Source organism: Pantoea sp. ICBG 985 (assembly GCF_002928365.1).
In the GTDB taxonomy this organism is placed as follows: domain Bacteria; phylum Pseudomonadota; class Gammaproteobacteria; order Enterobacterales; family Enterobacteriaceae; genus Pantoea; species Pantoea dispersa.
In genome coordinates this window covers 23,274-46,314 of sequence record NZ_POWM01000004.1, presented here as the reverse complement: position 1 = coordinate 46,314, position 23,041 = coordinate 23,274, and the positions used below count along the sequence as shown (strand labels likewise).

Annotated in this window: 18 protein-coding genes; 14 read left to right on the top strand and 4 right to left on the bottom strand. The window is 60.3% G+C overall.

Features of this window, described 5'->3' with window-relative positions; translation table 11 throughout:
* The first annotated feature begins 90 nt into the window (after positions 1–90).
* The 6 genes from C1Y42_RS12900 (at position 91) to lplT (ending at position 12,372) form a co-directional block, all read left to right on the top strand.
* Positions 91–1,296, top strand: a complete 1,206-nt coding sequence (locus tag C1Y42_RS12900) for an MdtA/MuxA family multidrug efflux RND transporter periplasmic adaptor subunit (RefSeq protein ID WP_104093667.1) — start codon at positions 91–93, stop codon at positions 1,294–1,296.
* On the top strand, positions 1,293–4,442 hold the full coding sequence (locus C1Y42_RS12895) for a multidrug efflux RND transporter permease subunit (protein ID WP_104093666.1): 3,150 nt from the start codon (positions 1,293–1,295) through the stop codon (positions 4,440–4,442). The genes C1Y42_RS12900 and C1Y42_RS12895 overlap by 4 nt, the downstream gene beginning before the upstream one ends.
* Positions 4,439–7,540, top strand: a complete 3,102-nt coding sequence (locus C1Y42_RS12890; protein ID WP_104093665.1) for an efflux RND transporter permease subunit — start codon at positions 4,439–4,441, stop codon at positions 7,538–7,540. The genes C1Y42_RS12895 and C1Y42_RS12890 overlap by 4 nt, the downstream gene beginning before the upstream one ends.
* Positions 7,541–7,552: 12 nt before the next feature.
* Complete coding sequence (locus C1Y42_RS12885) at positions 7,553–8,944, top strand: efflux transporter outer membrane subunit (protein ID WP_370445702.1); 1,392 nt, start codon at positions 7,553–7,555, stop codon at positions 8,942–8,944.
* Positions 8,945–9,034: 90 nt separating this feature from the next.
* On the top strand, positions 9,035–11,185 hold the full coding sequence (gene aas, locus C1Y42_RS12880) for a bifunctional acyl-ACP--phospholipid O-acyltransferase/long-chain-fatty-acid--ACP ligase (protein ID WP_104093663.1): 2,151 nt from the start codon (positions 9,035–9,037) through the stop codon (positions 11,183–11,185).
* On the top strand, positions 11,182–12,372 hold the full coding sequence (lplT, locus tag C1Y42_RS12875) for a lysophospholipid transporter LplT (RefSeq protein ID WP_104093662.1): 1,191 nt from the start codon (positions 11,182–11,184) through the stop codon (positions 12,370–12,372). The genes aas and lplT overlap by 4 nt, the downstream gene beginning before the upstream one ends.
* Positions 12,373–12,682: 310 nt before the next feature.
* Here lplT and C1Y42_RS12870 read toward each other — a convergent pair whose 3' ends face one another.
* The 4 genes from C1Y42_RS12870 to mutH all read right to left on the bottom strand — a co-directional run bounded on the left by C1Y42_RS12870 (position 12,683) and on the right by mutH (position 15,696).
* The gene (locus C1Y42_RS12870) at positions 12,683–13,723 is read right to left on the bottom strand and encodes an NADP(H)-dependent aldo-keto reductase (protein ID WP_021506697.1); all 1,041 of its coding nucleotides are present in this window, start codon (positions 13,721–13,723) and stop codon (positions 12,683–12,685) included.
* Positions 13,724–13,866: 143 nt separating this feature from the next.
* Positions 13,867–14,085: a YgdI/YgdR family lipoprotein gene (locus C1Y42_RS12865; protein WP_021506698.1), complete on the bottom strand. Its 219-nt coding sequence runs from the start codon at positions 14,083–14,085 to the stop codon at positions 13,867–13,869.
* A gap of 116 nt (positions 14,086–14,201) precedes the next feature.
* The gene (locus C1Y42_RS12860; protein ID WP_021506699.1) at positions 14,202–14,912 is read right to left on the bottom strand and encodes a TerC family protein; all 711 of its coding nucleotides are present in this window, start codon (positions 14,910–14,912) and stop codon (positions 14,202–14,204) included.
* Between the two features lie 97 nt (positions 14,913–15,009).
* A complete protein-coding gene (gene mutH / locus C1Y42_RS12855; protein WP_104093661.1) occupies positions 15,010–15,696 on the bottom strand; it encodes a DNA mismatch repair endonuclease MutH in 687 nt (228 codons plus the stop codon).
* Positions 15,697–16,380: 684 nt separating this feature from the next.
* Here mutH and rppH point away from each other — a divergent pair.
* The 8 genes from rppH to C1Y42_RS12810 all read left to right on the top strand — a co-directional run bounded on the left by rppH (position 16,381) and on the right by C1Y42_RS12810 (position 22,995).
* The gene (gene rppH, locus C1Y42_RS12845) at positions 16,381–16,911 is read left to right on the top strand and encodes an RNA pyrophosphohydrolase (protein ID WP_031279497.1); all 531 of its coding nucleotides are present in this window, start codon (positions 16,381–16,383) and stop codon (positions 16,909–16,911) included.
* Positions 16,912–16,923: 12 nt separating this feature from the next.
* A complete protein-coding gene (ptsP, locus tag C1Y42_RS12840; RefSeq protein WP_058757064.1) occupies positions 16,924–19,170 on the top strand; it encodes a phosphoenolpyruvate--protein phosphotransferase in 2,247 nt (748 codons plus the stop codon).
* A gap of 112 nt (positions 19,171–19,282) precedes the next feature.
* Positions 19,283–20,164 (top strand): prolipoprotein diacylglyceryl transferase, encoded by an 882-nt coding sequence (gene lgt, locus C1Y42_RS12835; RefSeq protein WP_021506703.1) that lies wholly within the window; start codon positions 19,283–19,285, stop codon positions 20,162–20,164.
* The gene (thyA, locus tag C1Y42_RS12830) at positions 20,161–20,955 is read left to right on the top strand and encodes a thymidylate synthase (RefSeq protein ID WP_021506704.1); all 795 of its coding nucleotides are present in this window, start codon (positions 20,161–20,163) and stop codon (positions 20,953–20,955) included. The genes lgt and thyA overlap by 4 nt, the downstream gene beginning before the upstream one ends.
* Positions 20,956–21,157: 202 nt before the next feature.
* Positions 21,158–21,628 (top strand): prepilin-type N-terminal cleavage/methylation domain-containing protein, encoded by a 471-nt coding sequence (locus tag C1Y42_RS12825; RefSeq protein ID WP_104093659.1) that lies wholly within the window; start codon positions 21,158–21,160, stop codon positions 21,626–21,628.
* On the top strand, positions 21,619–22,158 hold the full coding sequence (locus C1Y42_RS12820; protein ID WP_104093658.1) for a prepilin peptidase-dependent protein: 540 nt from the start codon (positions 21,619–21,621) through the stop codon (positions 22,156–22,158). Before C1Y42_RS12825 ends, C1Y42_RS12820 begins: the two co-directional genes overlap by 10 nt.
* Entirely contained in the window at positions 22,155–22,703 is a 549-nt protein-coding gene (locus C1Y42_RS12815; protein WP_104093657.1) for a DUF2509 family protein, read from the top strand. The genes C1Y42_RS12820 and C1Y42_RS12815 overlap by 4 nt, the downstream gene beginning before the upstream one ends.
* A 1-nt stretch (position 22,704) precedes the next feature.
* Positions 22,705–22,995 (top strand): prepilin-type N-terminal cleavage/methylation domain-containing protein, encoded by a 291-nt coding sequence (locus C1Y42_RS12810; RefSeq protein WP_230857086.1) that lies wholly within the window; start codon positions 22,705–22,707, stop codon positions 22,993–22,995.
* Positions 22,996–23,041: the final 46 nt, after the last annotated feature.

The window sequence follows — 23,041 nt, the reverse complement described above, 5'->3', positions numbered from 1 at the left end:
GCCGATAATGCGCGTCGTGATGATTTTCGCTGAAATAATCCCCTGCTTACCGGGGTTTTTACCCACACTTTTGCTGATCTGAAGACGCTGATGACTATCCATGCTTCCCGTTCTGGTTTCTCCCGCTGGCTGAAATGGCTGCTTGTGTTGCTGGTGCTGCTGATCGCGGCAGGCGTGATCTGGCGTGTGGCAGGCGGCAAGCGGGGCGCAGCACCCGGCGACCTGCCGCCAGGCGGTCATCGCGGCGCGGCGCCAATGAGCGGCCCGGCAACGCTGGTGCACAGCGGCGTTGCCGCGACGGCCGACGTGCCGGTGTACCTGAATGCGCTCGGCACGGTGATCCCCAACGCCAGCGTCACCGTCACCAGCCGCGTGGCCGGGCAGTTGCAGCAGGTGTTCTTTACTGAAGGGCAGAAAGTCAGCGCCGGTCAGCTGCTGGCGCAGATCGATCCGCGCAGTTATCAGGCGACGCTGGCGCAGTATCAGGGCGATCTCAGCCAGAACCAGGCGCTGCTGCACAGTGCGCAACTGACGCTGGCACGCTACAAAAAGCTGGCAGCGCAGGACTCGCTGTCGCGCCAGGATCTGGATAGCCAGATTGCTACCGTCGGCCAGTATCAGGGCGCGGTGGCGGCGGATCAGGCGCAAATCGCCAGCGCAAAACTGGATATTGAGTATGCCCGCATCACCTCGCCGATCAGCGGCCGCGTGGGCCTGCGGCTGGTCGATCCCGGCAATATGGTGCAGACCAGCGACACCACCGGCATTGTGGTGGTGACGCAAATGCAGCCTGCCGCGGTGACGTTCAGCGTGCCGCAGAGCTACATCGCGCAGCTGACGCGCGCACTGCGCAACGGCCAGAGCCTGCCCGCGACGGCCTTCGATCAGGACAACAGCACCATACTGGCGCAGGGTGAGGTGAAATACATCAGCAATCAGATCGATACCAGCACCGGCACCATCGAACTGAAAGCCAGCTTTCCTAACGAAGACGAAGCGCTGTTTGCCAACCAGTTCGTTAATCTGCGTCTGCAAACCGGCACGCTGAAAAACGCGACGGTGATTCCGGCGCAGGCGCTGCAGCTGAGCAGCGACGGGAGCTTTGTGTTTATTATCAACAAAGACAATAGCGTGACGCGCAAAGCGGTCACCACCGGACCGGCACTGGGGGAAGATCGTCAGGCGATCCTGCAGGGCGTGGCGCCAGGCGATCGTCTGGTGACCGAGGGGATCGATCGTCTGACTAACGGCAGCAAAGTCCAGCTGGCTGACGACAGCAAAAGTACCCAGCCATGAATCCGTCTCGTCTGTTTATCCTGCGCCCGGTGGCGACGATTCTGCTGATGATCGGCGTGCTGATCGCCGGCCTGTTCGCTTATCGCTTTCTCTCCACCTCGGCGCTGCCGCAGGTGGATTATCCGACCATCCAGGTTACCACCCTTTATCCTGGCGCCAGCCCGGACGTGATGGCCTCGTCCGTGACCTCGCCGCTGGAGCGTCAGCTCGGTCAGATGGCCGGTCTTAGCCAGATGACGTCTGCCAGCTCGGGCGGATCATCGATTATCACCCTGAAGTTCAGCCTCGATCTGTCGCTTGACGTCGCCGAACAGGAAGTCCAGGCGGCAATCAACGCGGCGAATAATCTGCTACCGGACGATCTGCCCAATCCGCCGACGTATAAAAAGGTCAATCCGGCCGACAGTGCGGTGATCACGCTGGCCGCCAGTTCCGACACGCTGCCGCTGACTGAGGTGCAGGATCTGGTGAACACGCGCGTGGCGCTGAAGCTGTCGCAAATCAATGGCGTGGGGATGGTGACCCTGGCGGGCGGCAATCAGCCGGCGATTCGCGTGCAGATGGATCCAAAAGCGCTGGCGGCGCACAAGCTGTCGCTGGAAGACGTCAATACGCTGATCGCCAACAGCAACGTCAACGGTTCGAAAGGCGGCTTCGACGGCAAATATCACTCGGTGACCATCGACGCCAACGACCAGCTGCGCACCGCGGCCGAATACGGCAATCTGATTCTCACCTGGCAGAACGGTGCGGCGCTGCGGCTGAAAGATATCGCCCATATCGAACAGGGGCCGGAGAATCGCTTTCAGTCGGCGTGGGCCAATAACCGTCCGGCGATTGTCATCAGCGTGCAGCGCCAGCCTGGCGCCAACGTCATTCAGGTGGTGGATAGCATTAAAAAGCAGCTGCCCGTACTGCAGGCGGCGCTGCCGGATGGTGTGAAAATGCGCGTGCTTGCCGATCGCACGCAGACCATCCGCGCCTCAATCAGCGACGTACAGTTTGAACTGATGCTGTCGATCGCACTGGTGGTGATGGTGACCTTCCTGTTTCTGCGCAACGTGGCGGCGACGCTGATTCCCAGCGTGGCAGTACCGCTGTCGCTGATTGGCACCTTTGGCGTGATGTATCTCGCCGATTTCAGCCTCAACAACCTGTCGCTGATGGCGCTGACCATCGCCACCGGGTTTGTCATTGATGACGCGATTGTGGTGGTGGAGAACATTTCGCGCCGGCTGGAGCAGGGGGAAACGCCGATGCAGGCCGCGCTGAAAGGCTCGCAGCAGATTGGCTTCACCATTATTTCCCTGACGTTTTCCCTGATTGCGGTCCTGATTCCGCTGCTGTTTATGGGCGATGTGGTCGGACGGCTGTTCCGCGAATTCGCCATCACCCTGGCCGTCTCGATTCTGGTGTCGATGGTGGTGTCGCTGACGCTGACGCCTATGCTGTGTGCCTGGCTGTTAAGGCATATTCCGGAGTCGCAACAGTCACGCTTTGCGCGCAAAGGCGGCGAGCTGTTTGACAAACTGGTCCGCGGCTATGACCGCCTGCTCAGCGTAGTGCTCAACCATCAGAAGCTGACGCTGCTGGTGGCGCTGGCAACCTTTGCACTCACCGCGCTGCTGTATCTGGCCATCCCGAAAGGGTTCTTTCCCACGCAGGATACCGGGCTGATTCAGGGGGTGACCGTGGCGTCGCAGGATGTCTCCTTCACGGCGATGGCGCAGCGTCAGCAGGCGCTGGCAACGGTGATCCTGCAAAATCCGGCGGTCGAGAGTGTGTCCTCAACCATTGGTATCGACGGCAATAACACCAGCCTCAATAGCGGGCGCCTGCAGATCAACCTGAAAGCGTTTGACCAGCGCGACGTCAAAGCCGATGAGGTGATTGCGCAGCTACAGCAGGCGGCGCGCCGGGTCGCCGGCATTCAGCTTTATCTGCAGCCAGCACAGGACCTGACGGTCAACGATCAGGTGACGCCGAGCCAGTACCAGTTCACCCTTGATGATGCCGACAGCGAAAACCTGGTGCGCTGGACGCCGCAGCTGATAGCTGCGCTGCAGCAGCGCCCGGAGTTTAATGGCGTGGTCAGCAACCTGCAGGATCAGGGGCGCGTGGCCTATGTGGAGCTGAATCGCGATAAAGCGGCGCGCTACGGCATCACGGCAGCTGACGTCGATACCGCGCTGTACAACAGCTTTGGTCAGCGGCTGGTTTCCACCATTTTTACCCAGGCGAACCAGTATCGCGTGGTGCTGGAAGTGGCGCCGCAGTATCAGCAGTCGCCGGCGTCATTTGATGACGTTTATCTGCCGGTGAGCAGCAGCGCATCAACCAGCAGCGACAGCGACAGTGAGACCACCACCACCGGCATGGTGAAACTCACCGCCATCGCCAGCGTGCATGCGCGGACCGGGGCGCTGATGCACATGCGCCTGAATCAGTTCCCGGCGGTGATGGTGTCGTTCAATCTTAACCCCGGTTATTCGCTGGAGGAGGGGCAGCGGGCGATTGCGCAGGTCACGCAGCAGCTTAAACTGCCCGCCAGCATAACGCTGCGCTATCAGGGTGAAACCGCGGCGTTTCAGAGTGCCACCGGCAACACGCTATGGCTGATTCTGGCGGCGCTGATCACCATGTACGTGGTGCTGGGCATTCTGTATGAAAGCTTTATTCATCCGGTGACCATTCTTTCCACGCTGCCGTCGGCGGCGGTCGGGGCGCTGCTGACGCTGATGCTGGCGGGCAGCGAATTCAGCCTGATCGCGCTGATTGGCGTCATTCTGCTGATTGGCATCGTTAAAAAGAACGCCATTATGATGATCGACTTCGCGCTGGAGGCGCAGCATAAGCAGCATATGACGCCGCGCGAAGCGATCCATCAGGCCTGTCTGCTGCGCTTCCGGCCGATTCTGATGACCACCATGGCGGCGCTGCTCGGGGCGCTGCCGCTGATGCTGGCCTCCGGCTCCGGTGCTGAACTGCGTCAGCCGCTCGGGCTGGTGATTGTCGGTGGCCTGCTGGTGAGCCAGGTGCTGACGCTGTTCTCCACCCCGGTGATCTATCTGTGGTTTGATGGGCTGGCGCAGCGCGGTAAGCGCTACGTGCAGCGCCGGCAGCAGCAGGCGCGGGGCGAGCCATGAACATCACCCGGCTGTTTATCTTTCGCCCGGTTGCCACGCTGCTGCTGACGCTGGCGATCCTGCTGCTCGGGGCGCTGGGCTACCGGTTGCTGCCCGTCGCGCCGCTGCCGCAGGTGGATTTTCCTACCATCATGGTCAGCGCCAGCCTGGCCGGCGCCAGCCCGGAAACCATGGCGGCCACGGTGGCGACGCCGCTGGAGCGTTCGCTCGGCCAGATTGCCGGTGTGACGGAGATGACGTCGACCAGCTCGCAGGGCTCGACCAGCGTGATACTGCAGTTTGAACTTGACCGCGATATCAATGGTGCGGCGCGCGACGTGCAGGCGGCGATCAATGCGGCACGCAGCCTGTTACCGAGTGCCATGGAGTCGCTGCCGACCTATCGCAAAGCGAATCCCTCGGACGCGCCGATTGTGATGCTGGCGCTTACCTCAGCCACGCGCACGCCGGGTGAACTGTATGACCTCGCCGAAAGCAAAATCGAGCAGGCGATGGGCCAGGTCAGGGGCGTAGGCGAGGTGTCGCTGATGGGCAGCGCGCTGCCGGCGGTCCGCATCGATCTGCAGCCGCAACAGCTGACGCACTATGGCATTGCGCTGGATACGGTGCGCAGCGCCGTCGCCAGCAGCACCACCAATCTGCCGAAAGGCATGCTGCAGGGCAGCAGCCAGTCCTGGATGGTGGACGGCAACGGCCAGCTGGACAAAGCGGCACAGTACCGCGACCTGATAGTCAGCTACCACGCGGGTAAGGCGGTGCGACTGCATGATGTCGCCACGGTGTATGACTCGGTGGAGGATCAGTATCAGGCCGGTTTTCTCAATTCACAGCCGTCGGTGATGATCGCCATCAAGCGTCAGGCCGGCGCTAACATGCTCGACACCATCGATGCCATCAAAGCGCAGCTGCCACAGCTGGAGAAAGATCTGCCTGCCGATACCCAGCTCAAAGTGGTGGTAGACCGTTCGCCAACGGTGCGCGCCTCCCTGTATGACACCGAAGAGACGCTGCTGGTGGCGATGCTGCTGGTGATTGCCGTGGTATTTGTCTTCCTGCGTAATTTGCAGGCGGTGGTGATTCCGGCGCTGGCGCTGCCGGTGTCGTTAATCGGCACCTGCGCGGTGATGTATCTGCTCGGCTACAGTCTCGATAACCTGTCGCTGATGGCGCTGATCATCGCCACGGGCTTTGTTGTTGATGACGCCATCGTGGTGCTGGAAAATATCACCCGGCACATCGAAGCCGGTCTGAGTCCGCTGCGTGCCGCCCTGCGCGGTGCCCATGAGGTGAGCTTTACGGTGCTGTCGATGACGGTGTCGCTGGTGGCGGTGTTTATCCCGATTCTGCTGATGGGCAGCATTGTTGGCCGCCTGTTCCGCGAATTTGCGGTGACGCTGACGGTCTCGCTGCTGATCTCCATGTTTGTCTCGCTCAGCCTGACCCCGATGCTGTGCGCCCGGCTGCTGCGGCCGAAGCCGCAGGTCACCCGGCGGCCGCATCCGCTCTATCAGCTGATCGAAAATGCGCTCAACGCGCTGCTGACCGCCTACGCGCGTGGCCTGGCGTGGGTGATGGCGCACCAGAAGATCACCCTGCTGAGTTTGCTGCTCACCGTGCTGCTCAATCTGTTTCTGTTTAGCGTGGTGCAAAAGGGCTTTTTCCCCAATCAGGACACCGGCCTGCTGATGGGCGCCCTGCGCGCTGACCAGAACATCTCCTTCCAGGCGATGAAGCCAAAGATGCTGGCGTTCACCAAAATCATTGAGGCCGATCCGGCGGTAGACAGCGTGATGTCGTCAATGGGCAGCGGCATGTTTGGCTCGCGCAATAGCGCCAACTTTTTTGTCCGGCTGAAAGATTTTGACCAGCGCAGCGCCAGTGCCACCGAAGTGGCTAACCGGCTGAGCCAGAAAACCCGCCATATTGCCGGGGCGCAGCTGTTCCTGATGGCTGCGCAGGATCTGCACATCGGCGGGCGCAGCGCCAACGCCACTTATCAGTACAGCCTGCAGGCTGACGATCTCGACCTGCTGCGCCGCTGGACGCCGAAAGTCCAGGCGGCGCTGGCCGCGATACCGCAACTCAACAGCGTGGATTCCGATGCGCAAACCGGCGGACAGGAGGTGGTGATCAGCATCGATCGCGACCGCGCCACGCGGCTGGGCGTTAATGTGCAGATGCTGGACACGCTGCTGAACAATGCCTTTAGCCAGCGACAGATTGCCACGCTCTATCACACGCTCAATCAGTACCATGTGGTGATGGCCCTGCAGGACAGCGACACGCGCGATCCGGCCATGCTGCAACAACTGTATGTGATTAACGACAGCGGCGATCGCGTGCCGCTGGCGGCCTTTGCCCGCTTCAGCGGCGGCAACGCGCCGCTGTCGGTTGCGCATCAGGGCCAGTCAGCGACCAGCACCATCGCCTTCAACCTCAACGACGGCGTGTCGCTGGAGCAGGCGCAGACGCTGATTAAGCAAGCGATGGCACAGCTGGGGTTGCCCTCCAGCATTCAGGCGGGCTTTGCCGGCACCGCCGCGGCGTTCTCTCAGCTCACCGCCACTATGCCGTGGCTGATCATCGCGGCGCTGGCGGCGGTGTATATCGTCCTGGGCGTGCTGTATGAGAGTTACATTCACCCGCTGACCATTCTCTCCACGCTGCCGTCGGCAGGCGTCGGGGCGCTGCTGCTGTTGCTGCTGACCAATACGCAGCTGACGGTGATTGCGCTGATCGGCATCATTTTGCTGATCGGTATCGTCAAGAAAAACGCCATCATGATGATCGATTTTGCCCTGCACGCCGAGCGCAGCCAGGGGCTGTCGCCGCAGCAGGCGATTACGCAGGCGTGCCTGATGCGCTTTCGGCCGATCATGATGACCACGCTGGCCGCCTTCTTCGGCGCTCTGCCGCTGGCGCTGGGCAGCGGTGGCGACGCTGATTTACGCAGTCCGCTGGGGATTGCGATTGCCGGCGGTCTGGCCCTGAGCCAGCTGCTGACCCTGTTTACCACGCCAGTGGTTTATCTCTGGCTGGATCGTCTCAGCCGCGCCACCCAGCGTCAGTGGCGGCGCGTGCGTCATGTGGAATCCTGATTGATGAAAATGATGAACATTGGCGCGCTGACGGCGGCGCTACTGGTTGCTGGCTGTAGCGTTGGCCCCGATTATCAGCGTCCGGCGATGGCGCTGCCGACGCATTATAAAGAGGCCAAAGGCTGGACGCAGGCCACGCCGCAGGACGCCAGTCGCAAAGGGGAGTGGTGGACGGTGTATCACGATGCCACCTTGTCCAGCCTGCTGCGCCAGGTGAGCATCTCCAACCAGAACGTCGCCAGTTATGCGGCGCAGTATCGCGAAGCCCAGGCGCTGAGCGCGCAGTCGCGCGCGGCGCTGTTTCCCTCACTTGACTACGATGCCAGCAGCACGCGCAGCGGCAGCCGTGCCAGCACCAGCGGTCAGCGCAGCGTCAGCAACAGCCACAGCGCCACGCTGAGTGCCAGCTGGGAGCTGGATCTGTGGGGCAAACTGCGCCGCACCCAGGAAGAGGATAAGGCCAGCGCGCAGGCCAGCCAGGCTGAACTGGCCAATGTCACGCTGAGCGCCCAGTCAGAGCTGGCGCAGGACTATTTTCAGCTGCGCATCATCGACGAAAAGATCGCGCTCTATCAGCGCAGCATTGAAGCTTATCAGCGCTATCTCAGCGTGATTAACAACAAGTACCGCGCCGGTAGCGAATCCCGCGCCACCATGGCGCAGGCGCAGATGCAGCTGGAGAGCGCCCGCGCTTCGGCGCAGGATTATCAGTGGCAGCGCGCGCAACTGGAGCACGCGGTGGCGCTGCTGCTGGGGCGTGCGCCAGCCGACTTTACGTTGCCGGTGGCGAAGCTGGATGCCACGCTGCCGTCCATTCCGCAGAGCCTGCCTTCGGCGCTGCTGCAGCGCCGTCCGGACATCGCCTATGCCGAACGTAACGTGGCGGCCGCCAACGCGGCGGTCGGGGTGGCGATTGCCGGTTATTATCCCGACCTGACGCTCAGCGCCAGCGGTGGCGTGACCGCCTCGGCGATCCACAGTTTATTGTCGCTGCCGAATCGCGCCTGGTCGCTGGGGCCGGAGCTCAGCGGTACGCTGCTCGATTTTGGCGCGACCTCGGCGAAAGTGGCGCAGGCGCGTGCCGCCTATGATGCCAGCGTGGCCACCTATCGCCAGACGGTGCTGAGCGCGCTGGGAGAAGTGGAAGATAACCTGGTGGAACTGAATACCCTGCAGGGGGAAATCGCCGCGCAGCAGCGCGCCGCCGTGGCAGCACAGGCGTCAGCACGCGTAACGCGCAACCAGTATGACGCCGGCATGATTGATTACCTTGATGTCGCTACCACGGAAAACAGCAGCCTGAGCGAGCAGCAGAGCCTGCTGTCGTTGCAGAGCAGCCAGTGGGTGAGCAGCGTGGCGCTGATCGCCGCGCTGGGCGGCGGCTGGCAGGGCGAATCACCCTGAATTCATCACGATAAATCACTGCGCTACTTGTCGAACATCCCCGGATCCTGCAAGGTAAGAACCATTTTTTACCGCTGCTAAGGAGCTGGCATGCTATTTACCGTTCTGCGTTTCCTCTGTCGCCTGTTATGGCGCGTTGAGCTGCGTGGCGATCTGACTGCCCTGCACAAAGAAAAAGTACTGATTACGCCAAACCATATGTCGTTTCTCGATGGCGTGCTGCTGGCGCTGTTTCTGCCCATCAAACCGGTGTTCGCCGTCTACTCTTCGATCAGCGAACAGTGGTATATGCGCCTGCTCAGGCCGGTCATCGACTTCGTGCCGCTCGACCCCACCAAACCGATGTCGATCAAACATCTGGTGCGCATGATCAACGAAGGGCGTCCGGTGGTGATCTTTCCGGAAGGGCGCATTACCGTCACCGGCTCATTGATGAAAATCTACAGCGGCGCTGGCTTCGTCGCTGCGAAATCCGCCGCCACCGTGGTGCCGATGCGCATTGAAGGCGCAGAGTACACGCCGTTTGGCCGCCTGGCCGGGGTGTTTAAACGCCGCCTGTTCCCGCGCATTACCCTGACGGTGCTGCCGGCCACGGTAATTCCCATGCCGGAAGCGAAACGCGCGCGCGACCGCCGCGTGCTGGCCGGTGAGCATTTACACCATGTGATGATGGAAGCGCGCATGGCGGTGCGCCCGCGCGAAACGCTGTTCGACGCTTTTCTCAATGCGCGCACCCGTTACGGGCTGAGTAAAGCCTGCATCGAAGACATCAACTTTAAGCCGGACAGCTACACCGGACTGCTGAAAAAAGCGCTCGGTGTCGGACGCATTCTGGAGCGCTACAGCCAGCAGGGCGAATTCGTTGGCCTGCTGCTGCCGAACGCCACGGTGACCGCGGCAGCGATTCTCGGTGCTTCACTGCGCGGGCGCGTGCCGGCCATGCTCAACTATACCGCCGGCATCAACGGCATGCGCGCGGCGCTGACCGCCTCGCAGGTAAAAACCGTGTTTACCTCGCGCCAGTTCCTCGAGAAGGGCAACCTGTGGCACCTGCCGCAGGGGTTGACGGAGGTGCAGTGGATCTATCTGGAGGATCTGAAAGATACCGTCACGCTGCAGGACAAACTGTGGATCCTCGCGCACCTGCTGCTGCCACGCCGGGCGCAGGTTGCGCAGCAGCCAGAAGACGCGGCAATGGTGCTGTTTACCTCCGGCTCGGAAGGCAATCCCAAAGGCGTGGTGCACTCGCACAAAAGCCTGCTGGCGAACGTGGAGCAGATTCGCACCGTGGCGGATTTCACCCCGCGCGATCGCTTTATGTCGGCGCTGCCGCTGTTCCACGCCTTCGGCCTCACCGTCGGGCTGTTCACGCCGCTGCTGACCGGCGCGCAGGTATTTCTCTATCCCAGCCCGCTGCACTATCGCATTGTGCCGGAACTGGTATACGACCGTAACTGCACCGTGCTGTTTGGCACCTCCACCTTCCTCGGCAACTATGCGCGCTTTGCCAGCCCGTACGATTTCGCCCGGCTGCGCTACGTCGTCGCCGGTGCTGAGAAGCTGCAGGAAGGCACGCGCCAGATCTACATGGAGAAGTACGGCATCCGCATCCTCGAAGGTTACGGCGTGACCGAGTGTGCACCGGTGGTGGCAATCAACGTGCCGATGGCCGCCAAATCGCATACCGTCGGGCGTATTCTGCCGGGCATGGATTCACGTCTGATTGCGGTACCCGGCATTGAGCAGGGCGGACGGCTGCAGCTGCTCGGTCCGAACGTCATGAATGGCTACCTGCGGGTGGAAAACCCCGGCGTGCTGGAGCCACCGGTGGCGGATAACGGCGAAGGCGAACAGGAAGCCGGCTGGTACGATACCGGGGATATTGTCAGCTTTGACGAGGGCGGTTTCTGTCAGATTCAGGGGCGCGCTAAACGCTTCGCCAAAATCGCCGGAGAGATGGTGTCGCTGGAGAGCGTGGAGCAGATTGCCCTGAAAGCCTCGGCGGAGAAACAGCACGCGGCGTCGCTGCGGCCCGATGGCCAGCGTGGCGAAGCGCTGGTGCTGTTTACCACTGACAGTGAACTCAGCCGCGAGCGGCTGCAGCAGGCCGCGCGTGAGATGGGTGCGCCAGAACTGGCCGTGCCGCGCGATATTCGCTACATGAAACAGCTGCCGATGCTGGGCAGCGGTAAACCTGACTACGTCAGCCTGAAACAGCTGGCAGAAGAGGAGCGGGCATGAGTCAGTCGGTGAATCCGGACGCCCCGTTGCTGTCGCGCAGTATGCTGGCGGTGATCGTGGCACAGTTTTTCTCTGCCTTTGGCGACAATGCGCTGCTGTTCGCCACGCTGGCGCTGCTGAAAAGTCAGTTCTATCCGGACTGGAGCCAGCCGATCCTGCAGATGTTGTTTGTGGCCACTTACATTCTGCTCGCGCCGTTTGTCGGACAGATGGCCGACAGCTTTGCCAAAGGACGGGTGATGATGTTTGCCAACAGCCTTAAGCTGCTCGGTGCGCTGGTGATCTGCTTCGGCTTTAATCCGTTTCTCGGCTACACGCTGGTGGGCGTTGGCGCGGCGGCATATTCGCCGGCGAAATACGGCATCCTGACGGAGATCACCAGCGGCGCGCGGCTGGTGAAAGCCAACGGGCTGATGGAGTCGTCGACTATCGCGGCGATTCTGCTCGGCTCGGTGGCAGGCGGCGTGCTCGCCGACTGGCATCTGCTGGCAGCACTGGTGGTGTGTGCACTCACTTACACACTGGCGGTGGTGGCGAACCTGTTCATTCCGCGTCTGCAGGCAGCGCGCCCCAGCCAGAGCTGGCACGCTGGCGCGATGCTGCGCAGCTTTATCGCCTCGGCACAGCTGCTGTGGCGTAACGGTGAAACCCGCTTTTCGCTGCTCGGCACCAGCCTGTTCTGGGGCGCCGGCGTCACGCTGCGCTTCCTGCTGGTGCTGTGGGTGCCGGTGGCGCTCGGCATCACGGACAATAAAACGCCGACCACGCTAAATGCCATGGTGGCGATCGGTATCGTTATCGGCGCGGCCGCGGCGGCAAAACTGGTCACGCTGCAAACGGTGCGGCGCTGCATGCCGGCCGGCGTGCTGATTGGCGTGATGGTGGTGCTGTTCTCGCTGCAGCATAGCCTGCTGAATGCGTATCTGCTACTGATGCTGATTGGTGCGCTTGGCGGCTTCTTTGTGGTGCCGCTCAACGCGCTGTTGCAGGAGCGCGGCAAAGATACCGTGGGTTCAGGCAACGCGATTGCGGTGCAAAACCTGGGTGAGAACAGCGCGATGCTGCTGATGCTGGGGCTGTATACTGTGGCGATTAAGCTGGGGACGCCGGCGGTCGTGACGGGCGTGGGCTTCGGCGCGCTGTTCGCCATGGCGATTGCCGTGCTGTGGTGGAGAACGCGTCGCTGAGCGGCGCAGAAAGGGACCAGGTCGCCATGAATGGCGATCCTACCCTGGCCCGGCGCGTACGCCAAAACCACAGCAGGTACGCAAGGATAACAAACCCTGTAGGGGGCGCGTTAACGCGCACCAAAACCGCAGCAGGTACGCGAGGGTAACACAAACCCTGTAGGGTGCGCGTTAACGCGCACCAAAACCACAGCAGGTATGCGAGGGTAACACAAACCCTGTAGGGTGCGCGTTAACGCGCACCAAAACCGCAGCACGTACGCCAGGGCCATAAACCCTGTAGGGTGCGCGTTAACGCGCACCAGGGAGATTACGGTGCCGGATACGTGTACTGACGGTGAATCGCCTCCAGCGCCTCTAACACCTCGCCGCTCAGCGTCAGGTTGAAACTCTCCACGTTAACCTTCAGCTGTTCCATGGTGGTGGCACCGAGCAGGGTGCTGGCCACAAACGGCTGCTGCCGCACATAGGCCAGCGCCATCTGTGACGGATCAAGGTTGTGCTGTTTCGCCAGCGCCACGTAAGCAGCAATCGCCTGCTGTGACTGCTCGCCGCTGTAGCGGGTAAAGCGGCTGAACAGCGTATTGCGTGCGCCGGCCGGTTTCGCCCCGTTGAGGTATTTGCCGCTCAGCGTACCAAAGGCCAGGCTGGAATAAGCCAGCAGTTCCACGCCCTCATGCTGGCTAATCTCTGCCAGACCCACTTCGAAACTGCGGTTTAGCAGGCTGTACGGATTCTGAATGGTGACGATACGCGGCAGCTCATGCTTCTCCGCTAGTTGCAGGTAGCGCATCACGCCCCAGGCCGTTTCGTTCGAGACGCCAATGTAACGGATCTTGCCCGCGCGCACCTGTTCGGTCAGCGCTTCCAGCGTCTCCAGCAGCGTAACGGTGGCGGTGTTATCACTGTACTGATAACCGAGCTTGCCAAAGTAGTTGGTCTGGCGCTGCGGCCAGTGCAGCTGGTAGAGGTCGAGGTAATCGGTATTGAGGCGTTTCAGGCTGGCGTCCAGCGCTTCGCGGATGTTCTTGCGATCCAGCGCCTGGTTGGGGCGAATCAGCGCATCGCTGCCGCGCACCGGGCCGGCGACTTTACTCGCCAGAATGATTTTGTCGCGGCTGCCGCGCTTTTGCAGCCAGCTGCCAATGTATTTTTCGGTCAGGCCCTGGGTTTCCGGACGCGGTGGCACCGGATACATCTCGGCGGTATCAATCAGGTTAATACCCTGGCTAACGGCGTAATCAAGCTGCTGGTGGGCGTCGGCTTCGCTATTCTGCTCACCAAACGTCATCGTGCCTAACCCCAGCTGACTGACTTCCAGCGTGCTATGGGGGATACGGTGATAATGCATTGCCGGCTTCCTTTTTTCATTATGAAACGGAATGTTGTGTTCTCTGGGACTATAGCCTGTGAAGTGGCGCAGAAGGAAGGGGGGAAAGTTCGGGAAATCGCCTGCACAGGGGGAAAACGCGTACAGGCGAGGCAATTTGGCACTTAACGCTCAATGATGGTGGAAACCTCGTCACCATTAATTTGCATAACATGGCCCTGTTCGTCGGTGTACTGCACCAGACCGGTTTCTTTATCAATCGACGGCTTACCTTCGGTCATAATCATGCGGCCATCTTTGGTGGCCATAACGTAATCACTGCTGCAACCGCTTAATGCCAGCGCCGCCAGCAGCAGGCCCACTGCACTTACCAACCCTTTCATTCTCAGCTCCCTCAAGCCACTTCAACAGCAAAAGTGTAGTAATAAATGCTTTTGCCAGCTGGAGTAATCGCATCATTCCTAAAATAACAGGGCGAGATGCGCTCGCCCTTGACAGGTTACGCTTTGTTTTTCCTGCTGCGCATCAGGTTCAGACACTCTACCGCCATGGAGAAGAACATCGCAAAATAAATGTAACCTTTTGGTACATGCATACCAAAACTCTCGAGGATCAGGGTAAAGCCGACCAGAATCAGAAACGCCAGCGCCAGCATTTTGACCGACGGATGCCGCTCAACAAACTCGCCAATCGCGCGCGCGGCCACCATCATCATCAGCACTGCGATAACCACCGCCGCCATCATAATGAACAGGTGATCGGACAGACCGACGGCAGTGATCACCGAATCCAGGCTGAAGATGATGTCGAGCAGCATGATCTGCACGATGGCGCCGAAGAAAGAGTGCACATTGGTTTTGTGCTCCTCTTCGCCGCCTTCGATGGTTTCATGGATCTCCATGCTCGACTTCCACAGCAGGAACAGGCCGCCGAACAGCAGAATCAGATCGCGCGCGGAGAAGGCGTGGTCCATGATGGAAAACAACGGCTGCGTCAGTCTCACCACCCAGGCGATGGAGGCCAGCAGCCCGAGGCGCATCAACATCGCCCCCATCAGACCCAGCCGGCGCGCCCGGTTTTGCTGGTGCTGCGGCAGTTTCGCGACCACCAGAGACAGGAAAATAATGTTATCGATACCCAGCACCACTTCCAGAATGGTTAATGTTCCCAGCGCCAGCCAGGCGTTGGGATCAGCAATCCAGTCAAACATGAATCCTTCATTCCTAAACGAAAAGTAAACGGGAATTATACACAGCGCAGGCGGCGCTGCCTAAAGTGATCCTGCAAGGGCGAGGTTGTACCGGGAATTACAGCAGAAAATGCCTTGCCAGCAGCGGTCCGGTAAAGCTCTTCTTGAGGTAAAAACCGCGCGGCAGCGTCATGATCGGCTCGCCGTGTTCGCCGATGGCTTCGGTCAGCGCTTTGCTGTTTGCCGCTTTCGGCCGGATTTGCAGCCACGCACCGTGGCGGGCGGTGATGCGCTCCACCTGGCCGAGCACGATCATGTCCATCAGCTCTTCCCAGTCCTCACGTAACTGCTGCTCTTCCTGCGCATTCGGCTGCCACAGCAGCGGCGAACCCACGCGGCGCTCGGCCAGTGGAATGGCGCGATCGCCCTCCACCGGGATCCACAGCACCCGCGCCAGCTTGTGGCGCACGTGGCTGGTTTGCCAGGTAACGCCGCTGTTGCCGGTGAGCGGTGCCACGCAGACAAAGGTGGTTTCCAGCGGCTTACCCTGCGCGTCGACCGGAATGGTTTTGAGTTCAATACCCAGATGCGCAAAATCCTGCTCGGCTTTACTGCCGGCGCTGGCGCCAAGCAGCAGCTCCAGCAGCATGCCAACCCAGCCTTTATCACGGCGTAAATCGGCGGGCATCGGCAGGCCAAGCTGCGCGGCCAGCGCGGCAAAGCTCTGACCAGCCAGCTGTTGGGCACGCTGGAGCAGTTCGGCTTCGTTACGGGGCGCAGCAGGCAAGGCGGCAGGGCAATTCATGATAAAACTCGCATTGGTCAAAATGTGGTCAGTAAAGGTCAGTGCGCGTTGTCCACATCGTGCCGGACAATGTAAACGTGATAATAGCATGATTCAGCATGCTTTTTTAGCGCGATTGACCTGGCGCTCACCAGGGTAAGAGGCGGTTATCCCGGTTTGTTATCGACAATGAACAGGATCTTAAACCCAGTTATCCACAGAAAAGTGGGATAACCCCACGTTTTGCCCACCCCTGTTTCCATTTACAGCCTTGACTTTGCCGAACTGCGCGCTTTTTTTCCATTCTCTGCCCAGGTTTAGGACATTCTCTGTGGATAAAATCAACGGTGATGGATCTTTGAGCAGCGGTAAGCGCGTGGGGAAGAATAACCGGCTTTCACGCTGTGTATCTGAACGGGTTAATAGGCTATCGCTATGATAAATGGGGGTTTTAGTGCTATTCTCCCCGGCGTGCATGAGAATTTTCCGAAGCGGTTATTCAACTCATTCCCGTGTTCTGCACAAAGCTATCCACAGAAAAGGTGAATAAGATCGCCGTTAAATGCCCCTGTCTGTTTATAACATGGCTATTATCTGTGAGTTATCCCATTGTTATCCGGTCAGTGGCGCGGATATCCAGTGGTTTACCGCCTGTAAGGAGTATGAAACAATCAGGCTATTCAAATTTAGCTTTGAGGTAGTCCAGTGATCGATGATGATGGCTACCGCCCGAATGTTGGTATCGTAATCTGTAACAGGCAAGGACAAGTGTTATGGGCCAGGCGCTTTGGACAGCACTCCTGGCAGTTTCCTCAGGGAGGCATCAATCCGGGTGAAACCGCTGAACAGGCGATGTATCGCGAACTGTTCGAAGAAGTGGGTTTACACCGCAAAGATGTTCGAATACTTGCTTCAACCCGTAACTGGTTACGTTACAAGTTGCCAAAACGTTTGGTGCGTTGGGACACAAAGCCGGTGTGTATCGGCCAGAAACAAAAGTGGTTTCTTCTGCAGTTGATGTGTAGTGACGCGGATATCAATGTGCAACACAGCAGCACGCCGGAGTTCGATGGCTGGCGCTGGGTCAGCTTCTGGTATCCGGTACGTCAGGTTGTCTCTTTCAAGCGCGATGTGTATCGCCGCGTCATGAAGGAATTCGCTGGCGTGGTGATGTCTATGCAGGAGAGTGCGGGGCAGCGCAATAACAACGCCGCCCATCGACGTAAAAGAGGATAGGCCACGCCCTTTATGCTCACTCAGTTGCGCGAAATTGTAGAAAAAGTGGCGAGTGCACCGCGTCTGAATGAAGCACTCGACATTCTGGTCAACGAAATATGCCTGGCGATGGAGACCGAGGTCTGCTCGGTTTACCTCGCCGATCACGATCGGCGTTGCTACTACCTGATGGCGACGCGCGGCCTGAAAAAGCCGCGCGGCCGCACGGTTACGCTGGCGTTCGACGAAGGTATCGTCGGGCTGGTGGGCCGCCTGGCCGAACCGATCAACCTCGCCGATGCGCAAAGTCATCCCAGCTTCAAATACATTCCCTCCGTCAAAGAAGAGCGCTACCGCTCGTTTCTGGGTGTGCCAATCATCAGCCGGCGTCAGCTGCTCGGCGTGCTGGTGGTGCAACAGCGAGAGCATCGTCAGTTCGACGAAAGCGAAGAGTCATTTCTGGTTACGCTGGCCACGCAGATGGCCGCGCTGCTGTCGCAGTCGCAGCTTGGCCAGCTGTTCGGTCAGTTCCGCCAGACACGCGTCAAAGCGATTGCCGCCGCGCCGGGCGTCGCCGTTGCACCTGGCTGGGTTGATGAAACGCAGCCGCTGCTCGACCAGGTGTCCGCCGCCTCTACGCTCGATCCGCAGCGTGAACGCGAGCGCCTGATTGTCGCCATGGGCGAGGCGGGCAACGAGTTTCGTCGCTTCAGCAAGCGTTTCGCGGCCAGCGTGCAGAAAGAGAGCGCGGCGATCTTCGATCTCTACTCGCACCTGCTCACCGATGCGCGACTGAAAAAAGATCTGTTTGCCGAGATCGAGCGCGGATCGGTAGCCGAGTGGGCGGTCAAAACGGTGATCGAGAAGTTTGCCGCACAGTTTGCCAGCCTGCAGGATCACTATTTACGCGAGCGCGCCGGGGATTTGCGCGTGCTCGGCCAGCGGCTGCTGTTCCACCTTGACGACACGCTGGTGGGCACCAACGCCTGGCCGGAACGTTTTGTGCTGGTGGCCGATGAACTCACCGCCACCACGCTGGCGGAGCTGCCGCAGGAGCGGCTGGCGGGCGTAGTGGTGCGCGATGGCGCAGCCAACTCGCACGCGGCGATCCTCACGCGCGCCATGGGTATTCCGACCGTGATGGGCGCGGATATCCTGCCGTCGCAGCTCAACAAGCGGCTGCTGATCGTGGACGGCTATCGCGGCGAAGTGCTGATCGATCCGGAGCCGGTGCTGGTGCAGGAGTATCAGCGGCTGATCAGCGAAGAGAACGCGCTGAGCAAAATGGCCGAAGACGTGGTGGAACAGCCCGGCGAGCTGAAAAGCGGCGAGCGCGTGCAGGTGATGCTCAACGCCGGTCTCAGCCCGGAACACGAACAGGCGCTCGACAACTGGGTTGACGGCATCGGCCTGTATCGCACCGAAATTCCGTTCATGCTGCAAAGCGGCTTCCCGTCGGAAGAGGAGCAGGTGGCGCAATATCAGGGCATGCTGCAACTGTTTTACGATAAACCGGTGACGCTGCGTACGCTGGATGTCGGCGCTGACAAACAGCTGCCTTACATGCCGATCAGTGAAGAGAACCCCTGTCTCGGCTGGCGTGGCATTCGTCTGACGCTCGACCAGCCGGAGATCTTCCTGGTGCAGGTGCGCGCCATGCTGCGCGCCAACGTCGCTTCGGGCAACCTGAGCATTCTGCTGCCGATGATCAGTCATATTGACGAGATCGAAGAGGCGCGGCGCCTGATCGATCGCGCCGGTCGCGAGGTGGAAGAGATGCTCGGTTATGCCATTCCAAAACCGCGCATTGGCGTGATGATTGAAGTGCCGTCGATGCTGTTCCTGATCCCGCATCTGGCGCAACGCGTGGACTTTATCTCCGTCGGCACCAACGATCTCACCCAGTATCTGCTGGCGGTCGATCGCAACAATACCCGCGTCGCCAACCTTTATGATTCGCTGCATCCGGCGATGCTGCGGGCGTTGCAAACCATCGCCAGTGAAGCCCGCCAGGCCAAACTGGAGCTATGCCTGTGTGGTGAAATGGCGGGCGATCCGATGTGCGTCGCGCTGCTGGTGGGTCTGGGTTATCACCATCTCAGCATGAACGGCAAGAACATTCCGCGCGTCAAATACCTGCTGCGCCACCTCGATTATGAAGAGGCGCAGAAACTGAGCCAGCAGGGCGTGATGGCGCACACCGCAACGGAAGTGCGCCATCTGGTGTCGGCCTTCATGGAGCGGCGCGGCCTGGGCGGATTGATTCGCGGCGGACGTTAACTGTTTACATTTCTGCGGAAATTGTGAAAAGCGGCTGTGCTATGATGCGCAGCCTTTTATTGTATGGCCCTTTAGCCACGCCCTTTTGCGGGCAGAAAAAACATGGTGAAAGATGACTAACGGCTACATTTCATTTCCCCAATTCGATCCGGTGATCTTCTCCATCGGACCGGTTTCGCTGCACTGGTACGGCCTGATGTATCTGGTAGGCTTTGTGTTTGCTATGTGGCTGGCGGTGCGCCGCGCCAACAAACCCGGCAGCGGCTGGAAGAAAGAAGAAGTTGAAAACCTGTTGTACGCGGGCTTCCTCGGCGTGTTCCTCGGCGGCCGCATCGGCTACGTGCTGTTCTATAACCTGCCGCTGTTCCTCGACAACCCACTCTATCTGTTCAAAGTGTGGGACGGGGGCATGTCATTCCACGGTGGTCTGATTGGGGTGATCGTGGTGATGCTAATCTTCGCCCGCCGTACCAAACGCACCTTCTTCCAGGTCTCTGATTTCATTGCGCCGCTGATCCCGTTTGGTCTCGGTGCTGGCCGTCTCGGCAACTTCATCAACGGCGAACTGTGGGGCCGCGTGGCGCCTGACTTTAAATTCGCCATGCTGTTCCCGGGTTCGCGCAGCGAAGACCTCGCTTTGGCGGCCAACAACCCGCAATATCAGGAACTGCTGAACACGTACGGCGTGCTGCCGCGCCATCCGTCACAGCTGTATGAGCTGTGCCTGGAAGGCATCGTGCTGTTTATCATTCTCAACCTGTTTATTCGCAAGCCGCGCCCGATGGGCAGCGTCTCCGGCCTGTTCCTGATTGGCTACGGCGCATTCCGCATTATCGTGGAGTTTTTCCGCCAGCCGGATGCCCAGCTTGGCCTGTTCGAAGGCGGTATCAGTATGGGCCAGATTCTGTCGATCCCGATGATTCTGGCCGGAGTGATTATGATGGTCTGGGCGTATCGTCGTCGCCCGCAGCAACAAACGCGTGAGGTAAAATGAAACAGTATCTGGATTTGATGCAACATGTGCTGAATGAAGGCGCAGAAAAGGCCGACCGTACCGGTACCGGCACGCTCTCCATCTTTGGCCACCAGATGCGTTTCAATTTGCAGGACGGTTTTCCGCTGGTCACCACCAAGAAGGTGCATCTGCGCTCAATCATTCATGAGCTGCTGTGGTTCCTCAAAGGCGACACCAACATCGGCTACCTGAAAGAGAACAAGGTCACCATCTGGGACGAGTGGGCGGATGAAAACGGCGATCTGGGACCGGTCTACGGCAAGCAGTGGCGCAGCTGGGGCAAGGCTTCCGGCGAAGAGATCGATCAAATCAGCAAGGTGATTGAGCAGCTGAAACGCGATCCCGATTCGCGCCGCATTATCGTTTCGGCATGGAACGTCGGTGAGCTGGATCAGATGGCGCTGGCGCCGTGCCACGCGTTTTTCCAGTTCTACGTGGCGAATGGCAAGCTGTCGTGCCAGCTGTACCAGCGTTCGTGCGATATCTTCCTCGGCCTGCCGTTCAATATCGCCAGCTATGCGCTGCTGGTGCATATGGTGGCACAGCAGTGCGATCTTGAGGTGGGTGATTTCGTCTGGACCGGCGGCGATACGCACCTGTACAGCAACCATCTCGAACAGGCGCGACTGCAGCTGACGCGTGAACCGCGACCGCTGCCGAAACTGGTGATTAAGCGTAAGCCCGCGTCGATTTTTGATTACCAGTTCGATGATTTTGAGATCGAAGGCTACGATCCGCATCCGGCGATCAAAGCGCCGGTTGCCGTGTAATCTGCCGCTCTTCAGCATCAGGCCCTGCCATCGCGCAGGGCTTTTTTTTGCCTCGCCTCCGCCCGCTTCTACGGGGATTTTCTGAATCCGACGCGCAAAAAAAGGGTGTTGTCTGCACCGGGCATAACTTTCCTGCTGCACGCTTTCCATCTTCTCTATTTGCCGCTGTTGCTTTTCGTCCGGCAGGCGCAGAGTGCCGGTTATGAACAGAACCCAAAACGCCGGCTTTACGCTGCCGGAACTGCTGCTGGTTATGGTGATTGCCGGCATCCTCAGCATCGCAGCCTTACAGGGCTGGCAGCGCTGGCAGCAGTATCAGCAACTGCGTGACAGCGTACTGCAGCTGCAGAGTTTTTTGCTGCGGCTGCGCGCGCACGCCAGCTGGCACAACCGCGACCTCAGCCTGTGGCTGCGACCGGGCGAAAACGGCTGCCTCGGCACCGGGCCGCAGCCTGCAGAAGGGTGTCAGTTGCCGTCCCGCTGGCTGTTCCGGCCGCCTTATCGCGAAGTGCGCATTACTGCGCTGATCGGCGAGCCGGGCTTTTACGGCCGACGCGATGTGGCCCGGCCCGGCAGTATCGAACTGGAGAGCGCAGCTGGCCGCTGGCGCGTCATCCTCTCCGCCCGGGCGCGCATCCGGGTCTGCCAGCCAGGAGAGAAGGGATGCGAATAGCGCAGGGGGGCTTCAGTCTGCTGGAGATGCTGATCGCCATGGCGATTGGCGCGGTGCTGATGGTCAGCGTCGGCCGCTTTCTGCCGCTGCTGCTGGAGCAGAACCTGCGCCTGCAGCAGCGGGTCCAGCTGCAACAGGAGCTGCAGCAGATTGCCGGCTCGCTGGCCAAAGCGCTGCGCCGTGCCGGTTACTGTCACGGTCAGTGCGCCGGTGCGGCGCTCACGCTGATGAGCAGCGGCAGCTGTGTACTGCTGCGATGGGACGAAAACAGTAACGGACGCTGGGAAGGCGTCGGTCACAGTGAAAGCGATTATTACGGCTATCGTCTGCGCAACGGACAGCTGGAGATGCAGCGCGGCGTGGACGAGTGCAACAGCAACGGCTGGGAGCGCATCACCGATCCGGCATTCCTCACCCTCAGCACCTTCCGGGTTGAGCGTCAGAACTCGCGGCTGCTGTTGCAGCTGGCCGCCACGGCGGGCCCCCAGCAGGCAGAGCTGACGATGATGATTGAGGGGCTGAATCTGTGAAGCAGCGGGGCAACAGTACGCTTGGCATGGTCGTGATGTTACTGCTAATGGGCGGGCTCACGCTGCACGCCGCGCGCACGCAGCTGGCGCAGGGCATGGCGCTGGTCGCCGACGAGCAGCAGCATCAGCAGGATTTCTGGCAGGCGCAGGCCGCTTTAACGTGGGGCCAGCAGCAAAACTGGCCACAGGCCGCGCGCACGCAGCTGGCGCAGGGCATGGCGCTGGTCGCCGACGAGCAGCAGCATCAGCAGGATTTCTGGCAGGCGCAGGCCGCTTTAACGTGGGGCCAGCAGCAAAACTGGCCACAGGCCGCGGGCTGGCAGTGTCAGACCGCTCAGGCCGACGCGTGGCAAAGCTGTCTGCTGCGGCAGGAGGAGAATCATGGCTTATTATCGGCGCGCGGCACCGGACGCGCGCTCGTGCTCTATCAGTGGGTGTCGCTGCGCAACGGTCAGCTGCAGCCACAGCCGCATGGCTGGATCGACTACTGCCCGCTGGCAAAGGCGGAGCAGTGTCAGCTGCCAGAGGCGACAGCAGGGTTTTAGCCTGGCGGAAACGCTGGTCGCCATGCTGCTGCTGGCGATGACCATCAGCACGCTGCTGCAGTATCATCGCGCACTGGCGCTGGGATTTAGCCAGCAGTGGCAGCAGCGCCAGGCGTGGCAGGTGGCCGGGCAGGCGCTGCTCGGGCGTGATACCGCCGGCTGGCACATTGTGCATCAGCCGCAGAGTTTACCTGGCGGCTGCGTGCTGGATCGCGTTACCGTCACCGGACCCCATCAGCGCACGGCGTCGCTGGCGCGGCTCAATTGCCGCGAAGGTGATGCCGGCGGGTAGGCAGGCCAGACGATTAAGGGTAGAGTGACCGGGCTGCGCTTTCCCT